The sequence below is a fragment of the Curtobacterium sp. MCLR17_059 genome (assembly GCF_003234665.1).
In the GTDB taxonomy this organism is placed as follows: Bacteria; Actinomycetota; Actinomycetes; order Actinomycetales; family Microbacteriaceae; genus Curtobacterium; species Curtobacterium flaccumfaciens.
In genome coordinates, this window is sequence record NZ_QKSU01000001.1 from 294,027 (window position 1) to 317,842 (window position 23,816).

Sequence of the window (23,816 nt, forward strand, 5' to 3'; positions counted from 1 at the left end):
TTCAGCCTTGAACCTCTTTCCTATAGGAAAGATACTCGCACGACGACGGAACGCAACCCCTCTGCCTCAGCTGGTGTGGGACGCGTCGGCGCGCGAACGCAACCGGACGGCGTCGATGTGGAGCCGCATCGCGGCGACGGCCGACGTCGGGTCCGCGGCCAGCGCCTCCAGGATGGCCCGGTGTTCCTGGACCGCACGATCCGTGTCGTCCCCGCCACCTTCGACGATCTGCCGCATGCGGTGCACGCGCGTCGTGATGATCTCGGACATCTCCTCGAGGAACGGGTTGCGCGTCGCGTCGAAGATCAGCTGGTGGAACTGCCAGTCGCTGCGGAAGAAGCGGGCCATCAGCTCCTCCGGCGCCTGCGCTGCCCCGACGGAGGCGACCTCGGCGGCAACCGCGGCCTGCTCGTCGAGCGCTGCCGCCAGTCGCTCGCGCAGGCCGTCGACGTCGCCGCGGGCCGCGAGCTCGACGGCGCCGCTCTCGACGATGAGCCGGGCGTCGAACAGGGCCTCGAGCTGGTCGCCGGCCAGGGGCGGGGAGACCCGGTAGCCCTTGTTCGCTTCACGGGTGACGAGGCCGGTGCGTTCGAGTTGCACGAGGGCTTCGCGCACCGGGGTCGGCGAGACCCCGAGACTGCGGGCGAGGCCGTCGATCGAAAGCCGCATGCCCGGTTCGACATCGTGACCCATCAGGACCTCGAGCACCCGGTCGTAGACGCGGTCGCGCAGGCCGAGCTGCGTGATGCGCTCCGTCCCGAAGCCGGGCATGGTCGTGGACATGGGTCGATCCTAGAGAATCCACGACTCGGGCTCGGTGGGAGGCCCCCGGCCCACGCTGCACCATCACGGCCGTCACCCGCTTTGACGTCGCCTCGACCACGCGCTCATGTCGCCGATTGGCTTGCTCGATTGCCGCGCCCCGCGCGCCGATAGGGCGCTCTTGTGTCAACTGGTAATCGGCTAGGGCCTCAGGAAAACATGAGGGAAAAACGCAGCTGAACGACGGAATCGCACTATCAGACGCCTACTTCACGTGCAACATCTCCCGAGCAACTTGGCGCAGTTCCGGCCCGAGGATCTCGACGATAGGGGATCGCCGACCGAGACTTTCGACGAATGATACAGCTATCGCATTCTGCAACCATTCCTCGCCGCGGGCATAATCGATATCTAAATCGTCAAGCGTCATTTGAATGCGTGCACCCGTGGGATCGAGCCGGTATGCGGCGGAGATCTGGATGACAACGTCGCCTAGGAACAAGTGCTCCATGAGATTCTGGTTGTCATCCCAATTGACCGGGTCGTCGAGCAGTTGCTTGTATTCAGGGTGCTTGACCACGAACTGTTCGCCCCATTCGGTCGGCGTCAAGGCTTAGCCTCCCATCGCGTTCTGCAGATCGTCCAGGAGCGCCTGTGCCACTTGCCGATCGTGTTCGGAGAGGGGTCCTGACTTGCCCCCCAGCTTCTGGATCTCCTCAGCGGCAGCATCGAACTGGTTGGGCCAGGACGGATCGTACGGAACGAGCACAGTTCGCACTCTAGATCCCGCTGCGGTCGAGCCGCTGCCCGGCCGCCGATCGGCATGGTGATCGCAGCCAGTCTTTTGCTCGCGCTCGGACTGCTGAACCTCATCATCAACACCACCCAACCCGGGTCGTGGCTCCTGTTGATCGTGCTCATGCCGTGGCCGCTGTACGCGGGCTTGAAAAGCTTGCGGGACGGCGAAGACCGCTAGCGGATCGGCTACCGGGAGCTCTGCTTGTCGCTTCGTCGTCGCCACTCCCCGCCTGCATAGGCGAGCGTGTACAGCCCCACGATGCTGAGTGGTGAGATAGCCAAGAAGACCAACATCGAGTCGACGAGGACCAACAGCGACGCGGCGACGCCGAGAAGAACGACACCGACGAGGACCAGCGCCCACAGCGGCAGGCGTCGGCCCAGCCACTCGCGAGTCGTCATGATGCTCAAGTTACCCGTGGAACCATCCGACCGACGTCCCGATGGGCGATCGGCTACCGGTCGTGCTTCGCTCCGCGAAGAGCGAAGCGCCACAGCCTCACGCCGGCGTAGAGCAAGAGGATGCCGAGTGCGCTGTTCAGGAGCACGAGGACGATGTCGAGGTCCGCGCGAGACAGGCGCACAGCCGACGTCGTGATGAAGATCAGTCCGAAGACGAAGGCGCCAGTACCCAGCACCTTGGCGCTCACAACATCCATGCCATCAACGTACGGCTCTCGAGCGCTCGATCAGCGATCTACTTACGGACGGAAGGGCCGTGAGAGGGTCGCTGTATGACGTGGACCGGCGCCGCTGACGCACAACGCTATGGATCGACGATCCTCGAAGGAGATCGGGTCCGGTTCCGTGCGCTTGAAGACGAAGACCTTCCCGACCTCGTCCGCTGGTGGCGCGACCCGGAGTGGGCGGTGCTGCAGCAGATCCTCGTGCGCCCGAGACCAGAAGAGCCAGTCGTCGAGATGTTCCGAAGCTGGAGCAAGAGCGAACGCAGCGGCGACGTGGGCTTCAGCGTCGTCGACAGCGCCTCGGGCGAACTCGTTGGTCACGTGACGCTCTTCGGCGCTGCACTCCCGGTCAGGGCTGCGACGTTGGCGGTCATGATCGGGAGCGAGCACGTCGGAAGCGGGTACGGGACCGACGCGGTTCGTCTGTTGACGGAGTACGGATTCCGAGAGATGGGATTGAATCGCATTGAGATCCAGGTGCACGCGTTCAACGATCGGGCACGGGCGGCCTACCGCAAGGTCGGCTATCACGAGGAGGGGGTTCGCCGCGAAGCCGTGTTCCACGACGGCCGCTTCCATGACGAGGTGATCATGTCGGTACTCGCCCGCGACTGGCCGGGCGGGTCGTCGAGCGGTCCTTCCGGCGCCCGGGCGGCTCCACCCGCCTCCGACGTCCGGTAGCCCATCCGCCAGCGGCCAACTACGCCTCATCGCCATCAAGTCGACCTGGTTGGGTGGAGTCCATGTGGATCCCCGGACTCATCGCTGGGCCGGCGATCGTTGCGGTAGCGGTCGCCGCGTTCGTGCGTCCGGTGCCGATCGCGCAGTACTTCGTTGACGCACAGCGGAGCAGCGGCGGTCCGCAGAGTGCGATGACTCCGGGGCTCGTCCGTGTGCTCGCTGTGGGGCTGGCGATGATCGGCCTCGTCTGGACACTCCTGTCCATCTTCGGTCACTCCGAGTGACTGGAGAGTCGCAGGCGCGACCAAATCGAGTCCGGTAGCCGATGGCTCACTGAAACGGGGACTGCGGCCGTTCGATCCCGACTGCCGCGACGGCGAGGTGCAGCGATCTACGTGTTCGTCGCCGCCTTGAGGATGACGACGGCGACCGCGGTCAGCAAGAGGGCGCCGCCGAGGCCGGCGAGGGGATAGCAGACGCCGCTGGCGCGGTGGTGGCGGCGGATGCCGAACGCACCGCCGGTGATGACTGCCGCGAACCCGCCGAAGAAGGTGAGGCCCATGCTGCTGTACCAGCCGGCATCCCCGCAGGAAACGGTGCGGGCGGCGCAAGTGCTGTACGAGATGAGGCTCTCGTTCAGGATGTAGCCGACACAGCCGATCGCGGCGAGCAGCCCGACGACGATGACGACCCAGATGAGGACGAGGTTCCACAGCGCGCCGCGGTCGCCGAGCGGTGCGCGTTGGATGCGGGACGCCATCGGGCTCCTGTTCTGGTCCGTCTCTCGGATGTCATCAGAGTGCCACGAGGGCAGCGAGGATCGATGCCATCGCCGCTGGCCACAGCGCATCCAGCCGCGGTCCCCATGGTTCTGCCATCACCCCACTCTCACGAAGCGCGGCGACCTCCGACAGGGAGACCCAACGCCAATCCATCACCTCGGTCGGATCCGCTCGCACCGCTGAACCACTCGGCTCCTGCACGACGAAGAGGTCCACGAGCGCCGTCTCCTCGGTGAAGCGGCCGACGCGGCGCAGCGCCTCGGGCTCGACTGTGACGTTGGTCTCCTCGAGCAGCTCTCGGCACGCAGCCGCAGGACCAGTCTCGCCTGCGAACGCGCTCCCACCGGGGAACTCCCACCCGAAGGCGAACTCCTTCGTCGGAGCCCGCTGCGTGAGCAGGACGGTTCCGTCGGCTCGGTAGACGCACACCGTGACCACCAGATGGAACGCCCCACCCGGCCAACCCGCGTCACCGCGCCGGAACGTCCCACCCGTCGGTACCCCGGCCGCGTCAACAAGATCCCACCACTCGTCCACTCCGCCAGCGTAGGACGAACCGGCACGCGGAACGTCGACATGCGGCGTCCGGCAGCGGATCGGCTACCGAGACGTGGACGAGGGGTTCCGGTGGTCGGAGCAGGACGGTAACGTGCCGCCATGCACTGGGGGGACACCGGACTCGACGACGAGCAGATCGCGTTCGTGCAGCAGACACTCCCCGATGCCGTCGTCGTGGCCGATGAGTCGTGGGGGCTCCTCGACACGAGGGTCCTGCACGTCCGCGCTGGCGACGACGGCTTCACCGTGAAGGCCTCCAGCCAGACCAACACGCACTTCCCCCGCGAGCTCGACGCTCACCGCACCGCCACCGCCGCACTCCGGGCGAGCGGGGACGCCGGTGCCCTCGTCGCCGCGAACGAGGAGCACCGCGTCCTCGTGCTGGAACGCGTCCCCGGGCACCTCGCCCTCGGGACCCCGGACGAGCACGACACCGACGTCCACCGTCAGGCCGGGGCAGTGCTCCGACGGCTGCACGACCAGGACACCCGCCACGACCCGACGTTCCTACTGCACGAGCAGGCGAAGGCACTGGCCGCGCTCGACGCCCCGCACCGGATCCCCGACGACGTGGTCGCCCGCGCGCGAGCAGCACTGCGCGCACTCCCGACCGACCACGCGACGCAGCCCCTCGTCCCGACCCACGGCGACTTCCACCCGCGCAACTGGATCGTGGACGACGACGCCCGCGACAGCCGCGACGACCGGCACCGCAGGCTCCGCGTCATCGACTTCGGCCGGTTCGGCTGGCGCCCCGCGTCCTTCGACCTCACCCGCCTCGCGGTGCTCCACTGGCAGCACGATCCCGCCCTCGAAGCGGCGTTCTTCGACGGGTACGGCGACGATCCGCGCACTCCGGACGCCTGGCACTGGCTGCAACTCCGCGAAGCAGTGGGCACCGCGACCTGGGCCTACGCGGTCGGCGACGAGGGCTTCGAGGCCCAGGGCCACGACATGCTCCGGGGCGCCCTCGCCGCGTTCTGACCCGTCAGGCCCGGACGCAGCTCACGGCACCCGCACGAACCGCGGCGCCCCACGGTCCCGCAACCGGAAGCCGAGGTGCTGGTACAGCCCGATCGCCCCGGTGTTCCCGGCGGCCGCGTGCATCAGCGGGATCTCGCCCCGCTCCCGGATCCCGTGCGCGACGGCGAGCACCAACCGGCGCCCGAACCCCTGCCCCCGGTACGCGTCGTCCGTGCACACCGCGCTGATCTCGGTCCACCCCGGCGGGTGCAGGCGCTCCCCCGCCATGGCGACGAGCCGCCCGTCCCGCCGGATGCCCAGGTACGTGCCGAGCTCGATCGTCCGCGGCAGGAACGGCCCCGGCTTCGTCCGCTCCACCAGGGCGGTCATCTCCTGCACGTCGTCGGGCGTCAGCACGACGGCTTCGTCGTCCGGCGCACCCTCGATCGCCTCACCGGTCAACTGCACGCCGCCGGCACCCTCGACGAGTTCCCACCCCTCGGGCAGGACGGCAGCCGCACCGACGCCGAGCATCCCGCCCGACCCGAGCAGCGCCCGGACGTCCTCCCAGTCCTGCGCGGTGGGCTGCTCGGGGATCCCCGTCCACACCGACACGTCGGTCTGGTAGCGGACCACGTCGCCACGCCGCTCGGCGAACCGCGCGTGGTGGCTGTTCAGCGCGGCCATGGCGGGCGCGTCGAGCACCCGCGTCGGGGTGCCGTCGTCGGCGATCGTCAGGTCGAGGGTCCGGAGCGCTTCGCCGCGGGAGTCTCCGCCGCGGAACCCGAGGTCCTCGATCCGCCGTCGATCGCCGTCCGCCCACCCGGCGGTGTCCGCGACGACACCGGAGGCGTAGTGGTTCGTGGCACGGTGGACGACCTGCTCGACGTCCGCTGCCGAGGCCACGAGGACCTCTCCGGGTCGGGGCAGCGCGGTCGAGGTCGGCGCAGTCGTCGTCATCCCACCATTCTCCGCCCGCGGCGAGCGCCGCCGACGCATCGTTGCACCCGGTGACGCCGTGCCGCGGCTCGCACGGTGCGAGGGGGCCCACGGCCCGTGCGAGGTTCCGTACTCGGTGCGAGGGCACGTGCGCCGCACGGAGGACGGAACCTCGCACCAGACCGAGCGCCCCGCCCCGCCTCACCCCAGCCGCGCCGCCACGAACTGCACCATCCGCCGCACCAGCAGCGCCTGCGACGCCGCCCGCCGGTACTCGTGCCCCTCACCCTCGAGCTCCAGGTACTCCACGTCGTGCGACCGCTCCCGCAACGCCGCGACCACCTGGTGCGCCTCACCGATCGGCACGTTCGTGTCGAGCTCACCGTGCACGACGAGCAGCGGCGCCGTGACGTCGTCGATCGCCCGCATCGGTGACAGTGCCGCGAGCAGGGCCTCGTCCTCGACGGGGTGGCCGTACTTCGTCGCGGCAGCAGCCGCGATCCACGGTTCGGTGTCCCGGTAGAAGGTCGCGAAGTCGCTCATCCCGCACACCGCGACCCCGGCAGCGAACACCTCGGGCGTGAACGCCAACGACGCGAGGGTCGCGTACCCGCCGTAGGAGCGCCCCTCGACGGCGACGCGGGAGCGATCGGCGTACCCGTTGGTCACCAGGAACCGCGCGCAGTCGACGACGTCGGCGAGCGCGTTCCACCGCAGCGCCAGGTCGTCGGCGTGCACGAACTCGTGGCCGTACCCGCTGGAGCCACGGATGTTCGGTGCGAACACGGTCACCCCGGCGGCGGCGAGCGCCTGGTGCTGCGGCGAGAACGTGGGTCGCTCCTGCGACTCCGGTCCGCCGTGCAGGTGGACGAGCGCTGCGCGGCCGGGAGGCACGGCACCAGCACCAGGGTCGGCTCCCGCCACCGACGCGGTCGGCTCCACGGCCCGGTACAGCCAGCCGGTCAGCTCCAGTCCGTCACGGGCGGCGAACCGCTCGAGCGTCGGCTCGACCAGCTGCACGTCGGGCAGCACCGGCACGTCGGTGACCCGGCTCCAGGTCAGCGCGTTCGTGTCGAGCCGCCACAGTTCGCGCGGACGGGTCGGTCCCTCGACGGCGAGCAGCACGCTCCGGCCGTCACGGCTGAGCACGGGGTCGGTGACGACGTACCCGGGCAGGTCCGGCACGGGGGTGCGCGAGGCGTCGTGCGTGTTGATGAGGTCGAGTTCGCTGCGACCGTCGACGTTCCAGACGAGCAGCAGGGTGCGGCCGGCGTCGTCGGCGTCCAGGTACTCGAGCTCGGCGTCGTCCCGCTCGACGATCCGCCGGGGTGTGCCGCGCCAGCCGTGCGGGCCGACCGGCTGCGCGACGAGTCCGCGGCGGGGCAGTCCGGCCTCGGTGGCGACGTAGGCGACGAGCGGACTGGTCTCGCTCGCGGGCGAGGGCCGCAGGAACGCGATCTCGGCGGACCCGTCGGGGTCGTCGGCGAACAGGGCGTGGCTCTCGTCGGTCAGCCGGTCGACCACGACGACGAACTCCTGGCCGCGCTGCCCGTCGCTCAGCACGACGAGCCGTTCCTCCACCGACAGGTCGAGGATGTGGATGAGCTCCCCCACGGCCAGGTCGTCGCGGTCCCCGGTGACCGGGTCGACCAGGTACGCACGGGCCGGCTGCTCGGGCTCGGTCGACGGCAGGGTGATGACGACCCGGTGGCCGCTCCGGCTCCACGGTCCGAGTTCGGCGTGCTGGTACCGCGAACCGGCGATCTGCGCGGCGTCGGAGCCGTCCGGCCGCACCACCCAGACCTGCTGCTTCACGCCGCCGTCGGTCGCGATGGCGACGGCGAGCCACTCCCCGTCGGACGACCACGACACCCGGATCACGGGGTCGTCGGACAGCGCGATCCGCACCGGTTCCGGCAGCTCGCCGTCGACGACGACGTCCTGCACGAAGACCTCGGGGGTGCCGTGCCGGTCGCTCACGAACGCCACGCGCCGGGCGTTCCGGGTCATGGTCGGCCCCCACGATCCCCAGGCGGCGGTGAGCCGCGCACCCAGGTCGGCCGCGACCCTGGTGGTGACCGACGGCTCGACGCTGGCCGACGACGCGACGCCCTGCGCGCCTCCAGTCCGGACGGAACCCACGATCACCGCACCCCCTGCTGCTGCAGCCACATCTCGATCAGGCCGAGCTGCCAGAGCGCGTTCGCGCCGATCGCGGTCCTGGTGCTGTTCGGGTCCTGCAGCATCCCCTCGACGGTGGCGGGGTCGAAGAGCCCGCGCTCCCGCGCCTCGGGTGCGTGCAGCGCGTCGCGGACGCGCTCCAGGTACGGGCCCTCGAGTTGCCGGATGGCGGGGACCGGGAACGAGCCCTTGCTGCGGTCGATGACGGCGTCGGGGACGATCCCGCGCGAGGCGCGCTTCATCACGCCCTTGCCGCCGTCGGTGAGCTTCATCGACGGCGCGATCGCGGCGGCGAGCTCGACGAACTCGTGGTCCAGGAAGGGCACGCGGGCCTCGAGCCCCCACGCCATCGTCATGTTGTCGACCCGCTTCACCGGGTCGTCGACGAGCATGATCGTGGTGTCGCTGCGGAGCGCGGCATCCACGCTCGTCTCCGCGCCCGGCCGTGCGAACTGGCGGTCCACGAAGGCCGACGGGGTGTCGTCGTCGCTCTTCCACCGCTTCCCGAGCAGGCCCTGCAGCGCCGGCCAGCGGCGGTCCATGAACACGGAGCGGTAGGCCTCGGCCGCCTGGTCGCGCGGGACGTCGGCGAGCGGGGGGTACCAGTCGTACCCGGCGAGCACCTCGTCGGCGCCCTGGCCGGACTGCACCACCTTGACGTGCTGCGAGACCTCCTGCGACAGCAGGTAGAAGGCGACGCAGTCGTGGCTGACCATCGGCTCGCTCATCGCGGCGACCGCACCGTCGATGCCGTCGAGCAGCCGCGACGAGGGGATGTGGATGCGGTGGTGGTCGGTACCGAAGTGCTTCGCGACCTGGTCGGAGTACTCGAACTCGTCGCCGGACTCACCGCCTGCCGCCTCGAACCCGATGCTGAACGTGGCGAGGTCCTGCTGCCCGGCCTCGGCGAGCAGCCCGACCACGAGCGAGGAGTCGATCCCGCCGGAGAGCAGCACCCCGACCGGGACGTCAGCGACCATCCGGCGCTCGACGGCGGTGCGGAGCGAGCCGATGAACGCCTGCTCCCAGTCCCGCTCGGACCAGTCGGACTTGGCTGGGTCGCGCTCGAAGCGCGGCTCCCAGTAGACGGTGTCGTGTGTGGTGCCGTCGGGATCGATCACGCGGACGGTCGCGGGCGGGAGCTTGCCGACGCCGGCCAGGATCGTGCGGGGTGCGGGGACGATCGAGTGGAAGCTCATGTACGAGGCGAAGGCGACGGGGTCGATGGACGTGTCGATGCCCGACCCACCGTCTCCCGCAAGGATCGCGGGTAGTGACGAAGCGAACCGGAGCCCGCCGGGGACGGGCGCGACGTAGAGCGGCTTGATGCCGAGCCGGTCCCGGGCCAGGACCAGCCGACCGCTGGCGTGCTCCCAGATGGCGATGGCGAACATCCCGATCAGGTGGTCGACGAACGCGGTGCCCCACTCGGCGTACGCCAGGGCGATGACCTCGGTGTCCGACGTCGACGCGAACCGGTGCCCCTTGCCGTGCAGCTCGTCGCGGAGCTGCCGGTAGTTGTAGACCATCCCGTTGTAGGCGATCGTCAGCCCGGCCTCGGCCAGCACCATCGGCTGCGCGCCCGCGGTGGACAGGTCGACGATGGACAGCCGTCGGTGCCCGAGCGCGACCGGGCCGCGAGCCCACAGGCCGTCGCCGTCCGGGCCGCGGTGCGTCATGCAGCCGGTCATCCGGGCGACCGCCCCGACGTCCGGCGCTCGGCCGTCGAACCGGATCTCACCCGCGAGTCCACACATCAGCGCTCTCCCTCGGTGTCCGCCGGGGCGGGGTCGGTGTCCGCCGGGGCGTTCCCGACGATCCACGTGTCCTTCGCGCCGCCGCCCTGCGACGAGTTGACGACCATGCTGCCCTCGGGCGCGACACGCGTCAGGGCGACGTCGGCCAGGTGCACGTCGTCCGGTCCGGTCCCCGTCGCGTAGACGAAGGCCCGCAGGTCCACGTGCCGCGGGTCGAGCCCGGCGGGTCCGATCGTCGGGTGCGAGGACAGCTGCACCACCTCCTGCCCCACCCACCCGGCGGGGTCGGCCGCGATCTCGCGCCGTCGCTCTGCCACCTCGGGGGCGCTCGCGCTCGGTCCGATCAGGACCCCGCGGCCGCCCTCGCCGTCGACCGGCTTCGTGACGAGCTCCCCGACGCGGTCCAGGACCGACAGCCGTTCGACCTCGATGCTCGTGCGGTACGTCGGCACCGACGCCAGCAGGGGTTTCTCGTCCAGGTAGTACCAGATCAGGTCCGGCACGGTGACGTACATCGCCTTGTCGTCGACCAGCGCGTTGCCCGGCGCGTTCGCCAGGTAGACGCGTCCTGCCTCCGCCGCGTCGAGGATCCGGGCACCGAGGTCGGGAGCGTGCTCCGCCGTCAGCGCACTGACGTCGCGGTCGATCCGCAGGTACAGCCCGTCGAGCACGTCACCCGTCGTCGCGTCGACCACGCGTCCGTCACGGACGTCCAGGTCCGACCCGGACAGGAGGCGCAACCCGGCCCCGTCGGCCAGCCTGCGGTGCTCGAACCACGCGCCGGCGGCGGGGCCGTCGCTGACCAGCGCGATCACGGGGTCGGTCGCGCCCGTCACCGCGGTGGTGTTCGCGCAGAGGGTCCGGCGCAGCCGGTCGATCACGCCGTGCGGGTCGCGCAGGTGCGCCGGCCGCGGGGCGTCCGGCACGACGTCGTCCATCAGCTCGCGCAGGGCGATGCCGTACGCGACGCCCGAGGGCGAGCGGACGTTGTCCTCGAGCACCCGCCAGCCGCCGAACTCGTTGCGCACCAGGTCGAACCCGAGCACCGGAGCACGGACCGCCGTCGCCGGTAGCCGGGTGGCGTCCGGGTCCCAGCCCTTCGCGCCGACGAAGTGGTCCGCGTCCAGCACACCGTCGGCCACGATCCGCCGGTCGCCGTACGCGTCACGCAGGAACAGTTCGATCGCGCGGGCACGCTGCCCCAGGCCACGCTCGAGCTGCGACCACTCGTACGCGCTGATCGTCCGGGGCACCAGGTCGCAGCCGAACGCCTGCGCCCCGCCGTCCACCACGAAGCCGACGTGGTGCTCGCGGGTCCAGACGTCGCGGGCGGTGCAGCGCTCGATCGCGGTCTCGGCGTCCCAGCCGTCGAAGAACGCCGCCAGGTCACGGAACGCCGGACGAGGGCGCGCCCCCGGGCCGACGGCCTCGTCGCCGGCGCGGACGCGGTACCCGGGGATCGGGACCACGGGGTCCTCGTCGCGTCCGGACGGGAGCCCCGCGGTGTCCTCCACCACCAGGGCGACGACGTCGTCCATCTCCCCGCGCTCGGCGTAGGCGGTGCGCTGCCGGTCGGTGGAGTTGCCACGTGCCAGGGTCGCGTCGAGGAGCTCCGTCACCGTGCCCCAGTCGCCGAGCTCCTCGAGCTCCGGACGCAGCCGGGACACGAGCTGGCGCACCGCGACCTCGGCGGGCAGCCGTTCGGGGTGCTGCCCGAGGCCGACCAGTTCCCCGCTCAACCCGGAGCGGGCGGCCTGCCACATCGCCGCACGGTGCAGGGGTTCGCTGCGCGGGTGCCACTCGGCGCCTGACACGACCGACTTCTCGGCCTTGCGCACGGCCGCGCGGAAGAGTCCGGCGATGAGCACGGCGTCGTCCACCACCGGCGTCGCGTCGCAGACCCGCAGCTCGAGCGTCGGCGCGTGCGACGACGGCCGCACGTCGAAGTAGGCCATCTTCTTGTCGGCGATCACGCCCGAGGCGATCAGGTCGTCGAGCACCCGGTCGTACTCGGCGGCGTCCTCCACCGGGCCGAAGCTGCCAGCCGACGGCCACCGCTGCCAGATGATGCTGCGGAACGAGGCGTACCCGGTGTCCTGCCCGTTCCAGAACGGACTCGACGCGCTCAGGGCGAGCAGCACCGGGAGCACCGGCGCCACCCGCTGGGCGATCAGCACCGCCAGGTCGCGGTCGCTCACCCCGACGTGCACCTGCAGGCCGCAGATGAGCTGTTCGTCGACGAGCATCCGGTACTGCTCCTGCATCCGGCCGTACCGACCGCCGGAGCTCAGTTCGAAGTCGGCGTACTCCGACCTCGGCGCGGTGCCGACGGCGGCGATGGTGACGCCGGCCGGAGCGATCGCGGCACTGAGCTCACTGCGCAGGTCGACGATCACCCGCCGCAGGTCGTCGAGGGTCCGCACCACCGGCGTGTTCGTCTCGATCGTCGTGCGCTGCAGCTCGGCGCCGAAGCGGTCGGTGGGCAGTTTGGGCAGAAGGCGCGGGGCCTTCGCGGAAAGTCGGCCGGACTCGAGGTCGATGAGGTGCAGCTCTTCCTCGGCGCCGAGCGTCAGCTCTGCACTCATGGCTGGAACCTACGCGCGGCGGCTGTGGTGCGCACTGCGGCACACCGCCTGACTCGTGCCCGTAACACGCACGTCCACCGAGCGTCACGAGCACTGAACTCCCGCCCGCACCGTGCGAGGCGCGCCACCCCGTGCGAGGTTCCACGCACCGTGCGCCGCTACAAGCACGCACCACGCGCGCAACCGCGCACCAGCCCACGCACCTCGCACCGTGCGCCCCGCGCCAACCTCGCACCGGCCCGCGAAAGCCGCACCGTGCTGTGGACGCACCACCCGCACTCGGGAGGCACGGTGCCAGCCCACCACGCGCCTCCCGTCCGCACCGTGCGCACCTCTTCACCCCGTGCGAAGTTCCACGCACCGTGCGCCGCTACAAGCGCGCACCACGCGCGCAACCCCGCACCAGTCCGCGCAACCCGCATCGTGCTTTGGACGCCCCGCACAGGCAGTCGGGAGGCACGGCGCCAGCCCACCACGCGCCTCCCGTCCGCACCGTGCGCACCTCTTCACCCCGTGCGAAGTTCCACGCACCGTGCGCCACTACAAGCGCGCACCACGCGGCCAACCCCGCACCAGCCCACGCACCCCGCACCGTGCCGGTGCCAGCGCGCGCGGAGCCCTACCCGCGGGTCCGGGCCAACCGCCGGTTGAGCGCCCCGTTCAGCAGCGCGACGAGCAGCCCCACCGCGAACACGAGCGTCCCGAAGCAGAGCACCTGCGGCGGCATCCCGGCCTTCGCGGCGCCGTAGACGAACAGCGGGAAGGTGACCGCGGGCCCGGCGACGAACGAGGTGATCACGTAGTCGTCGATCGACATGGCGAGCGCCAGCAACCCGGCGGCGAGCATGCCCGGCGCCAGCAGCGGCAGGGTGACGAGTCGGAAGGCCTGGAACGGTGTCGCCCCGAGGTCACCCGCGGCCTCTTCGAGTGCACGCGAGGTTCCCGCGATCCGGGCCCGCAGCACGACCACCACGTAGGCGACGTCGAACGCCACGTGCGTGATGAGCACGGTCAGGAACCCGGTGCCGAGCCCCACCGACAGGAAGAAGGAGAGCGACGCGGAACCGACGACGATCGACGGCGCCGCGATGTCGGCGAACACGACGGTGTTCACGACACCGCGACCCGGGAACCGGTACCGCTCCAGCGCCAGCGCGAGGGGCAGCCCGATCGCGACGGAGATGACCGCGGCGAGGAACGCGACGAGCACCGAGGTGACGAACGCCGCCCCGAGCCCGGACACGTTCACCAGGTTCGCGTACCAGTAGGTCGTGAAACCGTTCCAGGCGAACGACAGCCGGTTGGTGGGGGCGTCGTTGAACGAGTACACGATCATGTAGACGATCGGCACCAGGGTGATCGCGATCGTCACCCAGTACACGATGGCGAGCCAGGGCCCCCGACGGTTCACCCCGTGACGACGCGGACGGCCGGCGACGGAACCGGTCACGGGCGAGGCCGGAGCGGCGGCGGATCGGGACGGTGCGACGGCGGTCATACGAGGTCCTCGAGGTCGTCGGTGCCGGAGACGCGGGCGTAGATGAACAGGATGATGCCGAGCACGACCATGAGCACGGTCGACAGGGCTGCGGCGACGTTGTACTGCTGGTTGCCGGAGTAGGCGTCCTGGATCGCCTGACCGATCGTGTACGTGTTCGTGCCGCCGAGCAGGGCCGAGTTCACCGGGTCGCCGACGCTGTCGATGAAGACGAGCAGCACCCCGGCGAAGATGCCCGAGCGGGACAGCGGCAGCGTGGTGTGCCAGAACGCCCGGAACTTGCCGGCGTACAGGTCGTTCGCGGCCTCGCCGAGTCGTGGGTCGATGCGCTCGAGGGCGGCGTAGATCGGCAGCACCATGAAGGCCAGGTCGTTGTAGGCGTCACCGAAGATCACTGCGCCCCCGGTGCCGAGGATGTGGAAGTCCTTGCCGGCCAGCCCGAGCGCCTGCAGCGTCGTGACGACCGGCCCCTGCGACGCCAGCACGAACGCCCACATGTCGGTCCGGATGATGAACGACACCAGGAAGCTGATGAACACGAGCATGAGCAGCGGGTTCTTCCACCGCGGGGACACTCGGAACGCGATGAAGTACGCCACCGGGTACCCGACGACGATGCAGGCGATCGTGGCGGCGGCGCCGTACCAGAGCGACCGGAGCAGGAACGTCAGGTAGGGCACCTGCGGGTCGACGAACAGCGAGCCGTAGATCCCGAAGTTCCAGGTGAACGTGTAGCCGTCGTCCGGGTTGCCGGTCATGAGCGAGACGATCAGCCCGGACACCAGCGGGATGACGAAGAACACGCAGAGGTACGCGGTGCCGACGAGCGCCAGGAAGAACGGTGTGCTCCGACGGCGTCCCCGCCGCACCGGCACGGAACCTGACGGACCGGCGGAACCACCGGGACCACCGGGACCGACCCCCGGCGCCACCCCGACCGCGCTCACGACTGCACCACCGCGTTGAAGATGCCGTTCCACTCCGAGTACTCGTCGTAGTTCTCGAACACCCGGAACTCGTGCGACTGCTCCAGCACGTCGGCAGAGGGGAACACGAGCGGGCTGTCCGCCACGGTGGCGTCGTCGAGTTCGTCCCGCACGTAGTCCTCGGCCGCGGGCACCGGGCAGACGTAGTTGACCCAGTCCTCGACGATCCCGGCGACCTTCGGCGTGTAGTAGAAGTTCATCCACTCGAGCGCCGACACCGGGTTCGCGGCCTGCCGTGGGATGAGCATGTTGTCGTGCCAGGTCATCTGCCCCTCTTCCGGCGTGACGAACTCCAGGTCGGGGAACCCGGACTGCTGCGCCTGGAACACGTCGCCCGACCACGCCTGGGTGATCCAGGTGTCGCCGTTCTCCAACCTGTTGATGTAGCTCTGGTCGTAGAAGCCGGTGACGCTCGGCCGCAGTTCGCGCAGCCAGGCCTGGGCCTTCCGCCAGTCGGCGGGCGTCGAGGTCTCCGGGTCGATGCCGAGCGCGAGCAGTCCGAGCGACCCGAGTTCGGTGTTGTCGCTCATCAGCCCGATGCGCCCCTTGAAGGCCGGGTCCTGCAGGTCCTTGAGCGAGGTGATCTTCCGCCCGGTGTACTTCGGGTTGTAGGCGAGCCCGGTGAACCCGGTCTGCCACACGACGGAGTGCTTGTTGCCCGGGTCGTAGATGGGGTCCTTCACGGAGTCCGAGGCGTTCGCGGCGAAGTTCGGCAGCCGCGAGTGGTCGAGCTCGCACACGAACCCGTTCTTGATCATCTGGGTCAGCTCGAACCCGTTCGTCATGACGACGAGGTCGTAGCCCGTCGCACCGTGCGCCCGCAGGATCGGTGACACGGTCGCGTAGAAGGTCGCGTTGTCCTGGATCACCGCCTGGTAGTCGACCGCGATGCCGGTCTCCTTCTTGAACAGCGCCAGGGACTCGGACTTGCCGTGGTCGGAGTCGATGTACAGCGGCCAGTTCGCGAAGTTCAGGGTGCCGGTCGCCTTCGCGTCCTTCCAGAACGCCGCCCAGTCGACGGTGTCCTCGGCGCCGGCGGCGGCGGAGCCCTTGATGCTGCAACCGGTGAGCAGGGCGGCCAGCGCGGCGGCACCGCCGCCGGCCAGCAGGCCGCGTCGGCTGACGCGCGCCGACGTCAGCCCGCGCAGCAGGTCCGGACCGGGCACCGCGCCGGTCACGCGAGCGATCCTGCCGTGGCGGGGACGGCCTGGAGGCCCGGGTCGTCCTGGGTGGTGACGGTCGCGTCGGACGCGGGGTGCGCCTCCAGGCCGAAACCGTGGTCGACGCCCCACGTGAGCCAGACCTCGGTGCCGGTCGCGATCCGCGGCCCGCCCTTCGAGTTCTGCGCGAACACCGAGACGCGACCGGCGCCCGGCACGTCGACCAGGTACTGGGTGCTGACGCCGGAGAACGAGACGTCCACGACCCGACCGGGGCCGAGGATGTTCCGGCCGGCCTCGGGGGTCGGTTCGGCGGTGCGGATCTTGAGCTTCTCGGGCCGGACGCCGACGACGACGCGCCCGGTCGTGGCGACGGCTCGGTCGGCCGGCACCGCGATCGAACCGGCCGCGGTGGCGACGACGAGCAGGCCGGCGTCGGTGCCTCGGACCTCACCCTCGAGCAGGTTCGACTGGCCGAGGAAGTTCGCGACGAACGCCGTGCGCGGCAGCTCGTACAGGTCCTGCGGGCTGCCCATCTGCTCGATCCGGCCGCCGTTCATGACGGCGACCGTGTCGGCCATCGTCATCGCCTCTTCCTGGTCGTGGGTGACGTGCAGGAACGTGAGCCCGACCTCGGCCTGGATCGTCTTCAGCTCGAGCTGCATCTGGTGGCGGAGCTTCAGGTCGAGGGCGCCGAGGGGCTCGTCGAGCAGCAGCAGGGCCGGCCGGTTCACGATCGCTCGGGCCAGGGCGACGCGCTGCTGCATGCCGCCGGAGAGCTGGGCGGGCCGCTTCGACGCCGACCCCTCGAGCTCGACGAGCCGCAGCGCTTCCGTGGCCTTCGTCATCGGGTCCGGGATCCGGCGCCGCTTCAGCCCGAACGCGACGTTGTCGAGCACGCTCATGTGCGGGAAGAGCGCGTAGTTCTGGAACACCGTGTTGACGGGCCGCTGGTACGGCTTCGTGTCGGTGACGTCCTGGCCGCCGATGGTGATGGTGCCGCTCGTGGGTTCCTCGAGCCCGGCGACGAGCCGCAGGGTCGTCGTCTTGCCGCAGCCCGACGGGCCGAGCAACGCGAAGAACGAGCCGGCGGGCACCGTCAGGTCGAGGCTGTCCACCGCGGTGTGGCCGGGGAAGGACTTCGTGATCTGGTCGAGCCGGAGATCGGCTCCCGATTCGGCGAACGTTCCGGTCATTGCCATGGTGCCTCCAGGGGGTGGTCGGCCTCAGCCGATGTAGGACATGACGTGCTTGATGCGGGTGTAGTCGTCGAAGCCGTACTGGGACAGGTCCTTGCCGTACCCGCTGTGCTTGAACCCGCCGTGCGGCATCTCGGCGACGATCGGGATGTGCGTGTTGATCCACACGCAGCCGAAGTCCAGGTCACGGGCGAAGCGCATCGCCCGCGCGTGGTCGGTCGTCCACACCGAACTCGCCAGGCCGTACTCGACGCCGTTCGCCCACGTCAGGGCCTGCTGTTCCGTCGAGAACCGCTGCACGGTCTGCACCGGGCCGAAGATCTCCTGCTGCACGGCCCGGTCGTCCTGGCGCAGGCCCGCGACGATCGTGGCCTCGTGGAAGTACCCGCGGTCGCCCTGTCGTGCGCCGCCGAGCTCGATCGTCGCGTGGTCGGGCAGCGTGTCCAGGAACGACTGCACGTGCGCGAGCTGGTTCGCGTTGTTGACGGGGCCGTAGTAACCGTCCGACCCGGATCTCGCGTTGAGCCGTGCCTCTGCGGCGAGCGCCGCCACGAACTCGTCGTGGATGCCGTCCTGCACGAGCAGCCGGGTGGCGGCGGTGCAGTCCTGTCCGGCGTTGAAGAACCCGGCGGCGACGATCCCGGCCACCGCCGAGGGGATGTCCGCGTCGTCGAACACGATCACGGGTGCCTTGCCGCCGAGCTCCAGGTGGGTGCGCTTGAGGTCACCGGCGGCGGCGCGGGCGACTTCCATGCCGGCACGGACGGAGCCGGTGATGGACACGAGCTGCGGGGTGGGGTGGTCGATCATCGCGGCGCCGGTGGTGCGGTCCCCCACGACGACGTTCAGGACCCCCGGCGGCAGGAACTCGGCGGCGACCTCGGCGAGCAGCAGGGTCGACAGGGGTGTCGTGTCGCTCGGCTTGAGCACGGTGGTGTTCCCCGCGGCGAGCGCCGGTGCGAACTTCCACACCGCCATGTTGAGCGGGTAGTTCCACGGGGTGACCTGGGCGACGACGCCGATGGGCTCGCGCCGGACGAACGAGGTGTGGTCGGTCATGTACTCGCCCGCGCTCCGGCCCTCGAGGTTCCTTGCGGCCCCGGCGAAGAAGCGGATCTGGTCGACGGAGAGCAGGATCTCGTCCTCGACCAGGGTGGCGCGGGGCTTCCCGGTGTCGAGCGACTCGAGGTCGGCGAACTCCGACGCCCGCTGCTCCATCGCGTCGGCGATCCGGAACAGGGCGAGCTGCCGTTCGCCGGGGGTGGTGCGGCGCCAGGTCTCGAACGCGGTCGCCGCCGCACCGAAGGCGGCGTCGACGTCGGCGGGGGTGGACACCGGGGACGTGCCGTAGACGTGCTCGTCGGTCGGGTCGACCAGGTCGAACGTGGTGTCGGCGGTCGACTCGACGGAGGCGCCCCCGACGAAGTTCCGCAGGACCCGGGTGTCGGTGTCCGCCGTCGCCGTGCTCTGTGCGTCCAGCATGGCGGTGATCCTGACACGGATTCCGGCGGCGCGGAAGAAGGATCCGGAGGTTGTGGAGAACTGTAACAACGGAAATCGTCGCGAAACACGGAGTTCACAACGGAATCCCTTGCGCACCCCGAACCTCGCTGCCATGCTGTCCGGCATGGCGGCAGCACCACGACGTCCGGGACCGATCGACGACACCTCGAAACGGATCATCGAACAACTCCAGGCGGACGGGCGTCGCCCGTACGGCGAGATCGGCAAGGCCGTCGGTCTCAGTGAAGCGGCGGTCCGGCAGCGCGTGCAGAAGCTGACCGAGACCGGCGTCATGCAGATCGTCGCGGTCACCGACCCGATGCAACTGGGCTTCCACCGCCAGGCGATGATCGGCATCCGGGTCAGCGGCGACACCCGAACCGTCGCCGATGCCCTGGAACAGCTGCCGGCGGTCGACTACCTCGTGATGACCGCCGGCAGCTTCGACCTGATGGTCGAGGTCGTGTGCGAGGACGACGACGACCTGATCGAACTGCTCAACGGCACCATCCGGGCCATCCCGGGCGTCGCCGGCACCGAGACCTTCGTCTACCTGCAACTCCGCAAACAGCTCTACGACTGGGGAACGCGATGACCATCTCCGAACAGGCCACAGGCCGGACCTCGACGGGCCCGGCCGCCCGCCTCCACTCCTACGACCCGTTCGCACCGGTCGACGACGCCGATCTGCAGCGGAAGTCCCGGGACCACCTGTGGATGCACTTCGCCCGGCACGGTGCGAACCAGGCCGGCGCCGACGTGCCGATCATGGTGCGCGGCGAGGGCCACCACGTCTACGACAGCCACGGCAAGGAGTACATCGACGGGCTGTCCGGCCTGTTCGTCGTCGCCGCGGGGCACGGGCGGAAGCGCCTGGCCGAGATGGCCGCGAAGCAGGCGGAGACGCTGAGCTTCTTCCCGATCTGGTCGTACGCGCACCCCGCGGCGATCGAGCTCGCCGATCGACTGGCCGAGCACGCCCCCGGTGACCTCAACAAGGTCTTCTACTCCACGGGCGGCGGCGAGGCGGTGGAGACGGCCTTCAAGCTCGCGAAGTACTACTGGAAGCTCCAGGGCAAGCCGATGAAGCACAAGGTGATCTCCCGCGCGGTCGCCTACCACGGCACCCCGCAGGGCGCCCTGGCGATCACCGGCATCCCGGCGATGAAGGAGATGTTCGAGCCCCTGACCCCCGGCGGCTTCCGAGTGCCGAACACGAACTCGTACCGCGCCGAGGAGATGGGCTTCCCCGGGGGCACCGAGGAGCAGTTCGGCTTCTGGGCGGCGGAGCGGATCCGCGAGATGATCGAGTTCGAGGGCCCCGACACCGTCGCCGCGGTGTTCCTCGAGCCGGTGCAGAACTCCGGCGGCTGCTTCACCCCGCCGCCCGGGTACTTCCAGCGGGTGCGCGAGATCTGCGACGAGTACGACGTGCTGCTCGTCTCGGACGAGGTCATCTGCGCCTTCGGCCGGATCGGCACGATGTTCGCCTGCGACACCTACGGCTTCGTGCCGGACATGATCACGTGCGCCAAGGCGATGACCTCCGGGTACTCCCCGATCGGCGCGACGATCATCAGCGACCGGCTGTTCGAGCCGTTCTCCAAGGGGGACACGACCTTCTACCACGGCTACACGTTCGGGGGGCACCCGGTGTCGGCCGCCGTCGCGATGGAGAACCTCGACATCTTCGAGGAAGAGGGGCTGCTCGCCAACGTGCAGCAGAACGCCCCGCTCTTCCGCGCCGAGCTCGACACCCTGCTCGACCTGCCGATCGTCGGGGACGTCCGCGGTGACGGCTACTTCTACGGCATCGAGCTCGTCAAGGACAAGGCCACCAAGACGACCTTCGACGACGACGAGTCCGAGCGGCTGCTGCGCGGGTTCCTGTCGAAGGCACTCTTCGACGCGGGGCTGTACTGCCGTGCGGACGACCGCGGTGACCCCGTCGTGCAGCTCGCACCGCCGCTGACGATCGGGCAGCCGGAGTTCCGCGAGATGACGTCGATCCTGCGGAGCGTCCTGTCCGAGGCCTGGACGAAGATCTGACCGTGAGCGGCTACCGGGGCGTCTCGTTCTGGCTCGACCAGCTCGCGTCCACCGGACGCGACGACCTGACGCCCCGGCCGCCGCTCGAAGGCGACACGACGGCCGACGTCGCGATCGTGGGCGGTGGACTGACGGGTCTCTGGACCGCGTGGTACCTGCACCAGGCCGACCCGGGCCTCCAGATCGTCGTCCTGGAACGCGAGATCGCCGGCTTCGGCGCGTCCGGTCGGAACGGCGGCTGGTGCTCGGCGCTGTTCCCGCGGTCCGCCTCGGCGATCGCCGAGGAGCACGGGCGGGACGCCGCGCTCGCGTTGCGGGCCGCCATGCGCGACACCGTCGACGAGGTCGGTCGCGCAGCGTCCGAAGCCGAGGTCGACTGCGACTACGTGAAGGGCGGGACCGTCCTGTACGCACGCTCCGCCGTGCAGGAGCGCGCCGCCCACGACGAGGTCGCGTCCTCCGCGACTTGGGGCGACGACGTGACGTGGCGGGCCGCTCGACCGGGTGACGCCGCCGGATCGGCGGGGGTCGCGTGGACCCCGGACTGCGCGCGCGTGCAGCCCGCCGCGTTGGTGCGTGGCCTCGCGGCCGCCCTGGAGGCCCGTGGCGTCCGGATCGCGGAGCACACGCCCGTCTCGTCCTGGGATCGCGGGCGTGTGGTCACGTCGCGTGGCACCGTGACGGCGGGCGCCGTCGTGATCGCGGTCGAGGGCTACGGTGCCCAGCTGGAGCAGACGAAGCGGCGGATCCTGCCGCTGTACTCGCTCATGATCGCGACGGCCCCGCTGCCGGCGTCCGCGTGGGAGCGCATCGGGCTCGAGCACGGGCAGACGTTCTCCGACTACCGGCACCTGCTCGTGTACGGGCAGCGCACGGCCGACGACCGGCTGGCGTTCGGCGGCCGCGGAGCCCGCTACCACTGGGGATCCTCGATCACGCCCGGGTACGACCGGGTGCCGCGGGTGTTCGAGCACCTGCGGAGGGCCCTGGTCGACCTGTTCCCCGTCGTCGCGGACGCCCCGGTCACCCACACGTGGGGCGGCCCGCTCGGGGTGCCGCGCGACTGGTGCGCCTCGGTGACCTGGGACGGACACGTCGGCAGCGCCGGCGGGTACGTCGGGGACGGTCTGTCGACGACGAACCTGGCCGGACGGACCCTCGCCGACCTCGTGCGTGGGGAGTCGACGGCACTGACCGTACTGCCCTGGGTGAACCACCGATCGCCCGACTGGGAGCCCGAGCCGCTGCGGTTCCTCGGCGCGAACGCGGGACTCGTCGCGACCGACCTCGCCGACCGCGAAGAAGCGCTGACCGGGCGGCCGAGTCTGGCGGCCCGGCTGATGGCACCACTGACCGGAGGGCACTGATGGCTGCTGGTCTCGACGCCGACGTCTTGGTCGTCGGGGCGGGGATCGCCGGGCTCGCCGCCGCCCGGGCGCTCGCACTCGGCGGGCAGCGGGTCGTCGTGCTCGAGGCCCGCGACCGGATCGGCGGGCGCACCTGGACCGATTCGTCACTCGGGGTGCCGGTCGACCTCGGTGCCTCGTGGATCCACGGGATCGACGGCAACCCGCTCTGGGCCCTGGCGTCGGCGTTCGGCATCGACACGGTGGAGTTCACGGTCGGCAGCTTCCAGTTCGACGGCCGGCCGATCGCCTGGCACGACCCGTCCGGCGCACCCCTGTCCGCTGCCGAGGCCTCGTCGTTCGTCGCGGACCTGCGCACCGTCGACGCGGCGCTCGACGCCGTCGTCGCGCATGCTCCCCCGCCCTCGACCTACGCGGCCGCCGTCGACACCGTGCTCCGTTCGCTGCGGTGGCAGGGCGACCGAGCGGCGCGCGTCCGCGAGTACACGGCCCACCGCTCCGAGGACCTCTGCGGTGCCCCCGTGACCGTCCTCGACGCGCACGGTCTCGACGAGGAGCACGTCCCCGGCGACGAGGTGGTGTTCCCCGGTGGCTACGCCCAGTACGCCCGCGCGCTGGCCGAGGGTCTCGACGTCCGGCTGTCGTCGGTCGTGCGGTCGGTGACCCAGGCCGGCGACTCGGTGACGGTGGGGCTCGCCGACGGCACCACCGTCGTCGCGCCGCAGGTCGTCGTCACCGTGCCGCTCGGGGTGCTGCAGGCCGGCGACGTGGTCTTCGACCCGCCCCTGTCCGCGCCGGTGACCGGAGCGCTCGACCGGCTCGGGATGGGCACCTACGACAAGGTGTTCCTGCGGTTCCCCACACGGTTCTGGGGCGACTCGTGGGTGGTCCGGCAGCAGGGGTCCGCCGGCGTCGACTGGCACTCCTGGTACGACATGTCCCGGGTGACCGGTGCGCCGGTGCTCGCCGCCCTGGTCGGTGGTGCCGGAGCCCGTCGGCTCGAGACCCTGCCGGACGCCATGGTCGTCGACGAGGGGGTGGCGGCGCTGCGGAGGATGTTCGGCCCGTCCGTCCCCCAGCCCGAGGCGTTCCGGATCACCCGGTGGGCCGAGGACCCGTTCTCGCGGGGCTCGTACTCGTACCTGCACGTCGGGGCGTCACCCGACGACCACGACCTGCTCGGCACCCCGTCCGGCCGGGTGCAGCTCGCCGGCGAAGCCACGTGGAGCGACGACCCGGCGACCGTGCACGGTGCGCTGCTGTCCGGGCTGCGGGCAGCCGGACGGTTGCTCGGCACCCAGGTCGAGCCGCTCTCGCTCGCCGACCCGCTGTCCAGGCCCTGAGCGCCACACCCCCTCGGGT

23 protein-coding genes are annotated in these 23,816 nt (G+C 70.6%); 8 read left to right on the forward strand and 15 right to left on the reverse strand.

Going from position 1 to position 23,816, the window contains the following annotated elements:
* Positions 1–66 precede the first annotated feature (66 nt).
* Together DEJ12_RS01480 and DEJ12_RS01485 are read right to left on the reverse strand one after the other, a co-directional pair.
* A complete protein-coding gene (locus DEJ12_RS01480; protein ID WP_110863648.1) occupies positions 67–783 on the reverse strand; it encodes a GntR family transcriptional regulator in 717 nt (238 codons plus the stop codon).
* Between the two features lie 244 nt (positions 784–1,027).
* Positions 1,028–1,372 (reverse strand): hypothetical protein, encoded by a 345-nt coding sequence (locus DEJ12_RS01485; RefSeq protein WP_128780314.1) that lies wholly within the window; start codon positions 1,370–1,372, stop codon positions 1,028–1,030.
* A gap of 213 nt (positions 1,373–1,585) precedes the next feature.
* Here DEJ12_RS01485 and DEJ12_RS17895 point away from each other — a divergent pair, with 213 nt between their 5' ends.
* Complete coding sequence (locus DEJ12_RS17895; RefSeq protein WP_181433008.1) at positions 1,586–1,738, forward strand: hypothetical protein; 153 nt, start codon at positions 1,586–1,588, stop codon at positions 1,736–1,738.
* An 8-nt stretch (positions 1,739–1,746) separates the two neighbouring features.
* Here the strand turns inward: DEJ12_RS17895 and DEJ12_RS01495 are convergent, their stop codons facing one another.
* Together DEJ12_RS01495 and DEJ12_RS01500 are read right to left on the reverse strand one after the other, a co-directional pair.
* The gene (locus DEJ12_RS01495; protein ID WP_111089865.1) at positions 1,747–1,962 is read right to left on the reverse strand and encodes a hypothetical protein; all 216 of its coding nucleotides are present in this window, start codon (positions 1,960–1,962) and stop codon (positions 1,747–1,749) included.
* A 53-nt stretch (positions 1,963–2,015) separates the two neighbouring features.
* Positions 2,016–2,219 carry a hypothetical protein gene (locus tag DEJ12_RS01500; RefSeq protein WP_111028804.1) on the reverse strand — a complete coding sequence of 68 codons (204 nt, stop codon included), beginning with the start codon at positions 2,217–2,219 and terminating at the stop codon, positions 2,016–2,018.
* 75 nt (positions 2,220–2,294) lie between these two features.
* Here DEJ12_RS01500 and DEJ12_RS01505 point away from each other — a divergent pair, with 75 nt between their 5' ends.
* Positions 2,295–2,927 (forward strand): GNAT family N-acetyltransferase, encoded by a 633-nt coding sequence (locus DEJ12_RS01505; protein ID WP_111028805.1) that lies wholly within the window; start codon positions 2,295–2,297, stop codon positions 2,925–2,927.
* Between the two features lie 62 nt (positions 2,928–2,989).
* Complete coding sequence (locus DEJ12_RS17900) at positions 2,990–3,211, forward strand: hypothetical protein (RefSeq protein WP_111028806.1); 222 nt, start codon at positions 2,990–2,992, stop codon at positions 3,209–3,211.
* Positions 3,212–3,318: 107 nt separating this feature from the next.
* On the opposite strand, the gene DEJ12_RS17905 is transcribed toward DEJ12_RS17900, so the two are convergent.
* Together DEJ12_RS17905 and DEJ12_RS01520 are read right to left on the reverse strand one after the other, a co-directional pair.
* Positions 3,319–3,687: a hypothetical protein gene (locus DEJ12_RS17905; protein ID WP_111028807.1), complete on the reverse strand. Its 369-nt coding sequence runs from the start codon at positions 3,685–3,687 to the stop codon at positions 3,319–3,321.
* A gap of 34 nt (positions 3,688–3,721) precedes the next feature.
* Entirely contained in the window at positions 3,722–4,246 is a 525-nt protein-coding gene (locus DEJ12_RS01520) for an NUDIX domain-containing protein (RefSeq protein WP_181433007.1), read from the reverse strand.
* Positions 4,247–4,366: 120 nt separating this feature from the next.
* Here DEJ12_RS01520 and DEJ12_RS01525 point away from each other — a divergent pair, with 120 nt between their 5' ends.
* Positions 4,367–5,251 carry an aminoglycoside phosphotransferase family protein gene (locus DEJ12_RS01525; protein WP_111028809.1) on the forward strand — a complete coding sequence of 295 codons (885 nt, stop codon included), beginning with the start codon at positions 4,367–4,369 and terminating at the stop codon, positions 5,249–5,251.
* A gap of 21 nt (positions 5,252–5,272) precedes the next feature.
* Here DEJ12_RS01525 and DEJ12_RS01530 read toward each other — a convergent pair whose 3' ends face one another.
* From DEJ12_RS01530 to DEJ12_RS01570, 9 genes are all read right to left on the reverse strand, one after another.
* The gene (locus tag DEJ12_RS01530; protein WP_220034768.1) at positions 5,273–6,190 is read right to left on the reverse strand and encodes a GNAT family N-acetyltransferase; all 918 of its coding nucleotides are present in this window, start codon (positions 6,188–6,190) and stop codon (positions 5,273–5,275) included.
* 180 nt (positions 6,191–6,370) lie between these two features.
* Positions 6,371–8,317, reverse strand: a complete 1,947-nt coding sequence (locus tag DEJ12_RS01535) for a prolyl oligopeptidase family serine peptidase (RefSeq protein ID WP_111028810.1) — start codon at positions 8,315–8,317, stop codon at positions 6,371–6,373.
* Positions 8,314–10,107 (reverse strand): N-acetylglutaminylglutamine amidotransferase, encoded by a 1,794-nt coding sequence (locus DEJ12_RS01540; protein WP_111028811.1) that lies wholly within the window; start codon positions 10,105–10,107, stop codon positions 8,314–8,316. The genes DEJ12_RS01535 and DEJ12_RS01540 overlap by 4 nt, the downstream gene beginning before the upstream one ends.
* Positions 10,107–12,692, reverse strand: a complete 2,586-nt coding sequence (locus DEJ12_RS01545) for a carboxylate--amine ligase/circularly permuted type 2 ATP-grasp protein (protein ID WP_111028812.1) — start codon at positions 12,690–12,692, stop codon at positions 10,107–10,109. Before DEJ12_RS01545 ends, DEJ12_RS01540 begins: the two co-directional genes overlap by 1 nt.
* 619 nt (positions 12,693–13,311) lie before the next feature.
* Complete coding sequence (locus DEJ12_RS01550; protein WP_111028813.1) at positions 13,312–14,190, reverse strand: ABC transporter permease; 879 nt, start codon at positions 14,188–14,190, stop codon at positions 13,312–13,314.
* Positions 14,187–15,059 carry an ABC transporter permease gene (locus DEJ12_RS01555; protein WP_071404408.1) on the reverse strand — a complete coding sequence of 291 codons (873 nt, stop codon included), beginning with the start codon at positions 15,057–15,059 and terminating at the stop codon, positions 14,187–14,189. Before DEJ12_RS01555 ends, DEJ12_RS01550 begins: the two co-directional genes overlap by 4 nt.
* 74 nt (positions 15,060–15,133) lie before the next feature.
* Entirely contained in the window at positions 15,134–16,354 is a 1,221-nt protein-coding gene (locus DEJ12_RS01560) for a PotD/PotF family extracellular solute-binding protein (protein WP_209080752.1), read from the reverse strand.
* Positions 16,351–17,532 carry an ABC transporter ATP-binding protein gene (locus DEJ12_RS01565; protein ID WP_027466951.1) on the reverse strand — a complete coding sequence of 394 codons (1,182 nt, stop codon included), beginning with the start codon at positions 17,530–17,532 and terminating at the stop codon, positions 16,351–16,353. Before DEJ12_RS01565 ends, DEJ12_RS01560 begins: the two co-directional genes overlap by 4 nt.
* Before the next feature lie 30 nt (positions 17,533–17,562).
* Entirely contained in the window at positions 17,563–19,017 is a 1,455-nt protein-coding gene (locus tag DEJ12_RS01570; RefSeq protein WP_111028816.1) for an aminobutyraldehyde dehydrogenase, read from the reverse strand.
* A gap of 133 nt (positions 19,018–19,150) precedes the next feature.
* Here DEJ12_RS01570 and DEJ12_RS01575 point away from each other — a divergent pair, with 133 nt between their 5' ends.
* Genes DEJ12_RS01575 through DEJ12_RS01590 form a run of 4 tightly spaced genes read left to right on the forward strand, consistent with a single transcriptional unit; the run spans position 19,151 to position 23,797 of the window.
* On the forward strand, positions 19,151–19,633 hold the full coding sequence (locus DEJ12_RS01575) for an Lrp/AsnC family transcriptional regulator (protein WP_035809531.1): 483 nt from the start codon (positions 19,151–19,153) through the stop codon (positions 19,631–19,633).
* Positions 19,630–21,087: an aspartate aminotransferase family protein gene (locus DEJ12_RS01580; protein ID WP_111028817.1), complete on the forward strand. Its 1,458-nt coding sequence runs from the start codon at positions 19,630–19,632 to the stop codon at positions 21,085–21,087. The genes DEJ12_RS01575 and DEJ12_RS01580 overlap by 4 nt, the downstream gene beginning before the upstream one ends.
* Positions 21,088–21,089: 2 nt before the next feature.
* On the forward strand, positions 21,090–22,454 hold the full coding sequence (locus DEJ12_RS01585; protein WP_111028818.1) for an FAD-binding oxidoreductase: 1,365 nt from the start codon (positions 21,090–21,092) through the stop codon (positions 22,452–22,454).
* The gene (locus tag DEJ12_RS01590; RefSeq protein ID WP_111028819.1) at positions 22,454–23,797 is read left to right on the forward strand and encodes an NAD(P)/FAD-dependent oxidoreductase; all 1,344 of its coding nucleotides are present in this window, start codon (positions 22,454–22,456) and stop codon (positions 23,795–23,797) included. The genes DEJ12_RS01585 and DEJ12_RS01590 overlap by 1 nt, the downstream gene beginning before the upstream one ends.
* Positions 23,798–23,816: the final 19 nt, after the last annotated feature.

Bases quoted from the DNA above. Each gene is read 5' to 3' on its own strand.
- DEJ12_RS01570 (WP_111028816.1), bottom strand. From the start codon at position 19,017: ATGCTGGACGCACAGAGCACGGCGACGGCGGACACCGACACCCGGGTC.
- DEJ12_RS01545 (WP_111028812.1), bottom strand. From the start codon at position 12,692: ATGAGTGCAGAGCTGACGCTCGGCGCCGAGGAAGAGCTGCACCTCATC.
- DEJ12_RS01530 (WP_220034768.1), bottom strand. From the start codon at position 6,190: ATGACGACGACTGCGCCGACCTCGACCGCGCTGCCCCGACCCGGAGAG.
- DEJ12_RS01565 (WP_027466951.1), bottom strand. From the start codon at position 17,532: ATGACCGGAACGTTCGCCGAATCGGGAGCCGATCTCCGGCTCGACCAG.
- DEJ12_RS01550 (WP_111028813.1), bottom strand. From the start codon at position 14,190: ATGACCGCCGTCGCACCGTCCCGATCCGCCGCCGCTCCGGCCTCGCCC.
- DEJ12_RS01580 (WP_111028817.1), top strand. From the start codon at position 19,630: ATGACCATCTCCGAACAGGCCACAGGCCGGACCTCGACGGGCCCGGCC.
- DEJ12_RS17895 (WP_181433008.1), top strand. From the start codon at position 1,586: ATGGTGATCGCAGCCAGTCTTTTGCTCGCGCTCGGACTGCTGAACCTC.
- DEJ12_RS01480 (WP_110863648.1), bottom strand. From the start codon at position 783: ATGTCCACGACCATGCCCGGCTTCGGGACGGAGCGCATCACGCAGCTC.
- DEJ12_RS17900 (WP_111028806.1), top strand. From the start codon at position 2,990: ATGTGGATCCCCGGACTCATCGCTGGGCCGGCGATCGTTGCGGTAGCG.
- DEJ12_RS01540 (WP_111028811.1), bottom strand. From the start codon at position 10,107: ATGTGTGGACTCGCGGGTGAGATCCGGTTCGACGGCCGAGCGCCGGAC.
- DEJ12_RS01500 (WP_111028804.1), bottom strand. From the start codon at position 2,219: ATGGATGTTGTGAGCGCCAAGGTGCTGGGTACTGGCGCCTTCGTCTTC.
- DEJ12_RS01590 (WP_111028819.1), top strand. From the start codon at position 22,454: ATGGCTGCTGGTCTCGACGCCGACGTCTTGGTCGTCGGGGCGGGGATC.
- DEJ12_RS01495 (WP_111089865.1), bottom strand. From the start codon at position 1,962: ATGACGACTCGCGAGTGGCTGGGCCGACGCCTGCCGCTGTGGGCGCTG.
- DEJ12_RS01575 (WP_035809531.1), top strand. From the start codon at position 19,151: ATGCTGTCCGGCATGGCGGCAGCACCACGACGTCCGGGACCGATCGAC.
- DEJ12_RS01525 (WP_111028809.1), top strand. From the start codon at position 4,367: ATGCACTGGGGGGACACCGGACTCGACGACGAGCAGATCGCGTTCGTG.
- DEJ12_RS01505 (WP_111028805.1), top strand. From the start codon at position 2,295: ATGACGTGGACCGGCGCCGCTGACGCACAACGCTATGGATCGACGATC.
- DEJ12_RS17905 (WP_111028807.1), bottom strand. From the start codon at position 3,687: ATGGCGTCCCGCATCCAACGCGCACCGCTCGGCGACCGCGGCGCGCTG.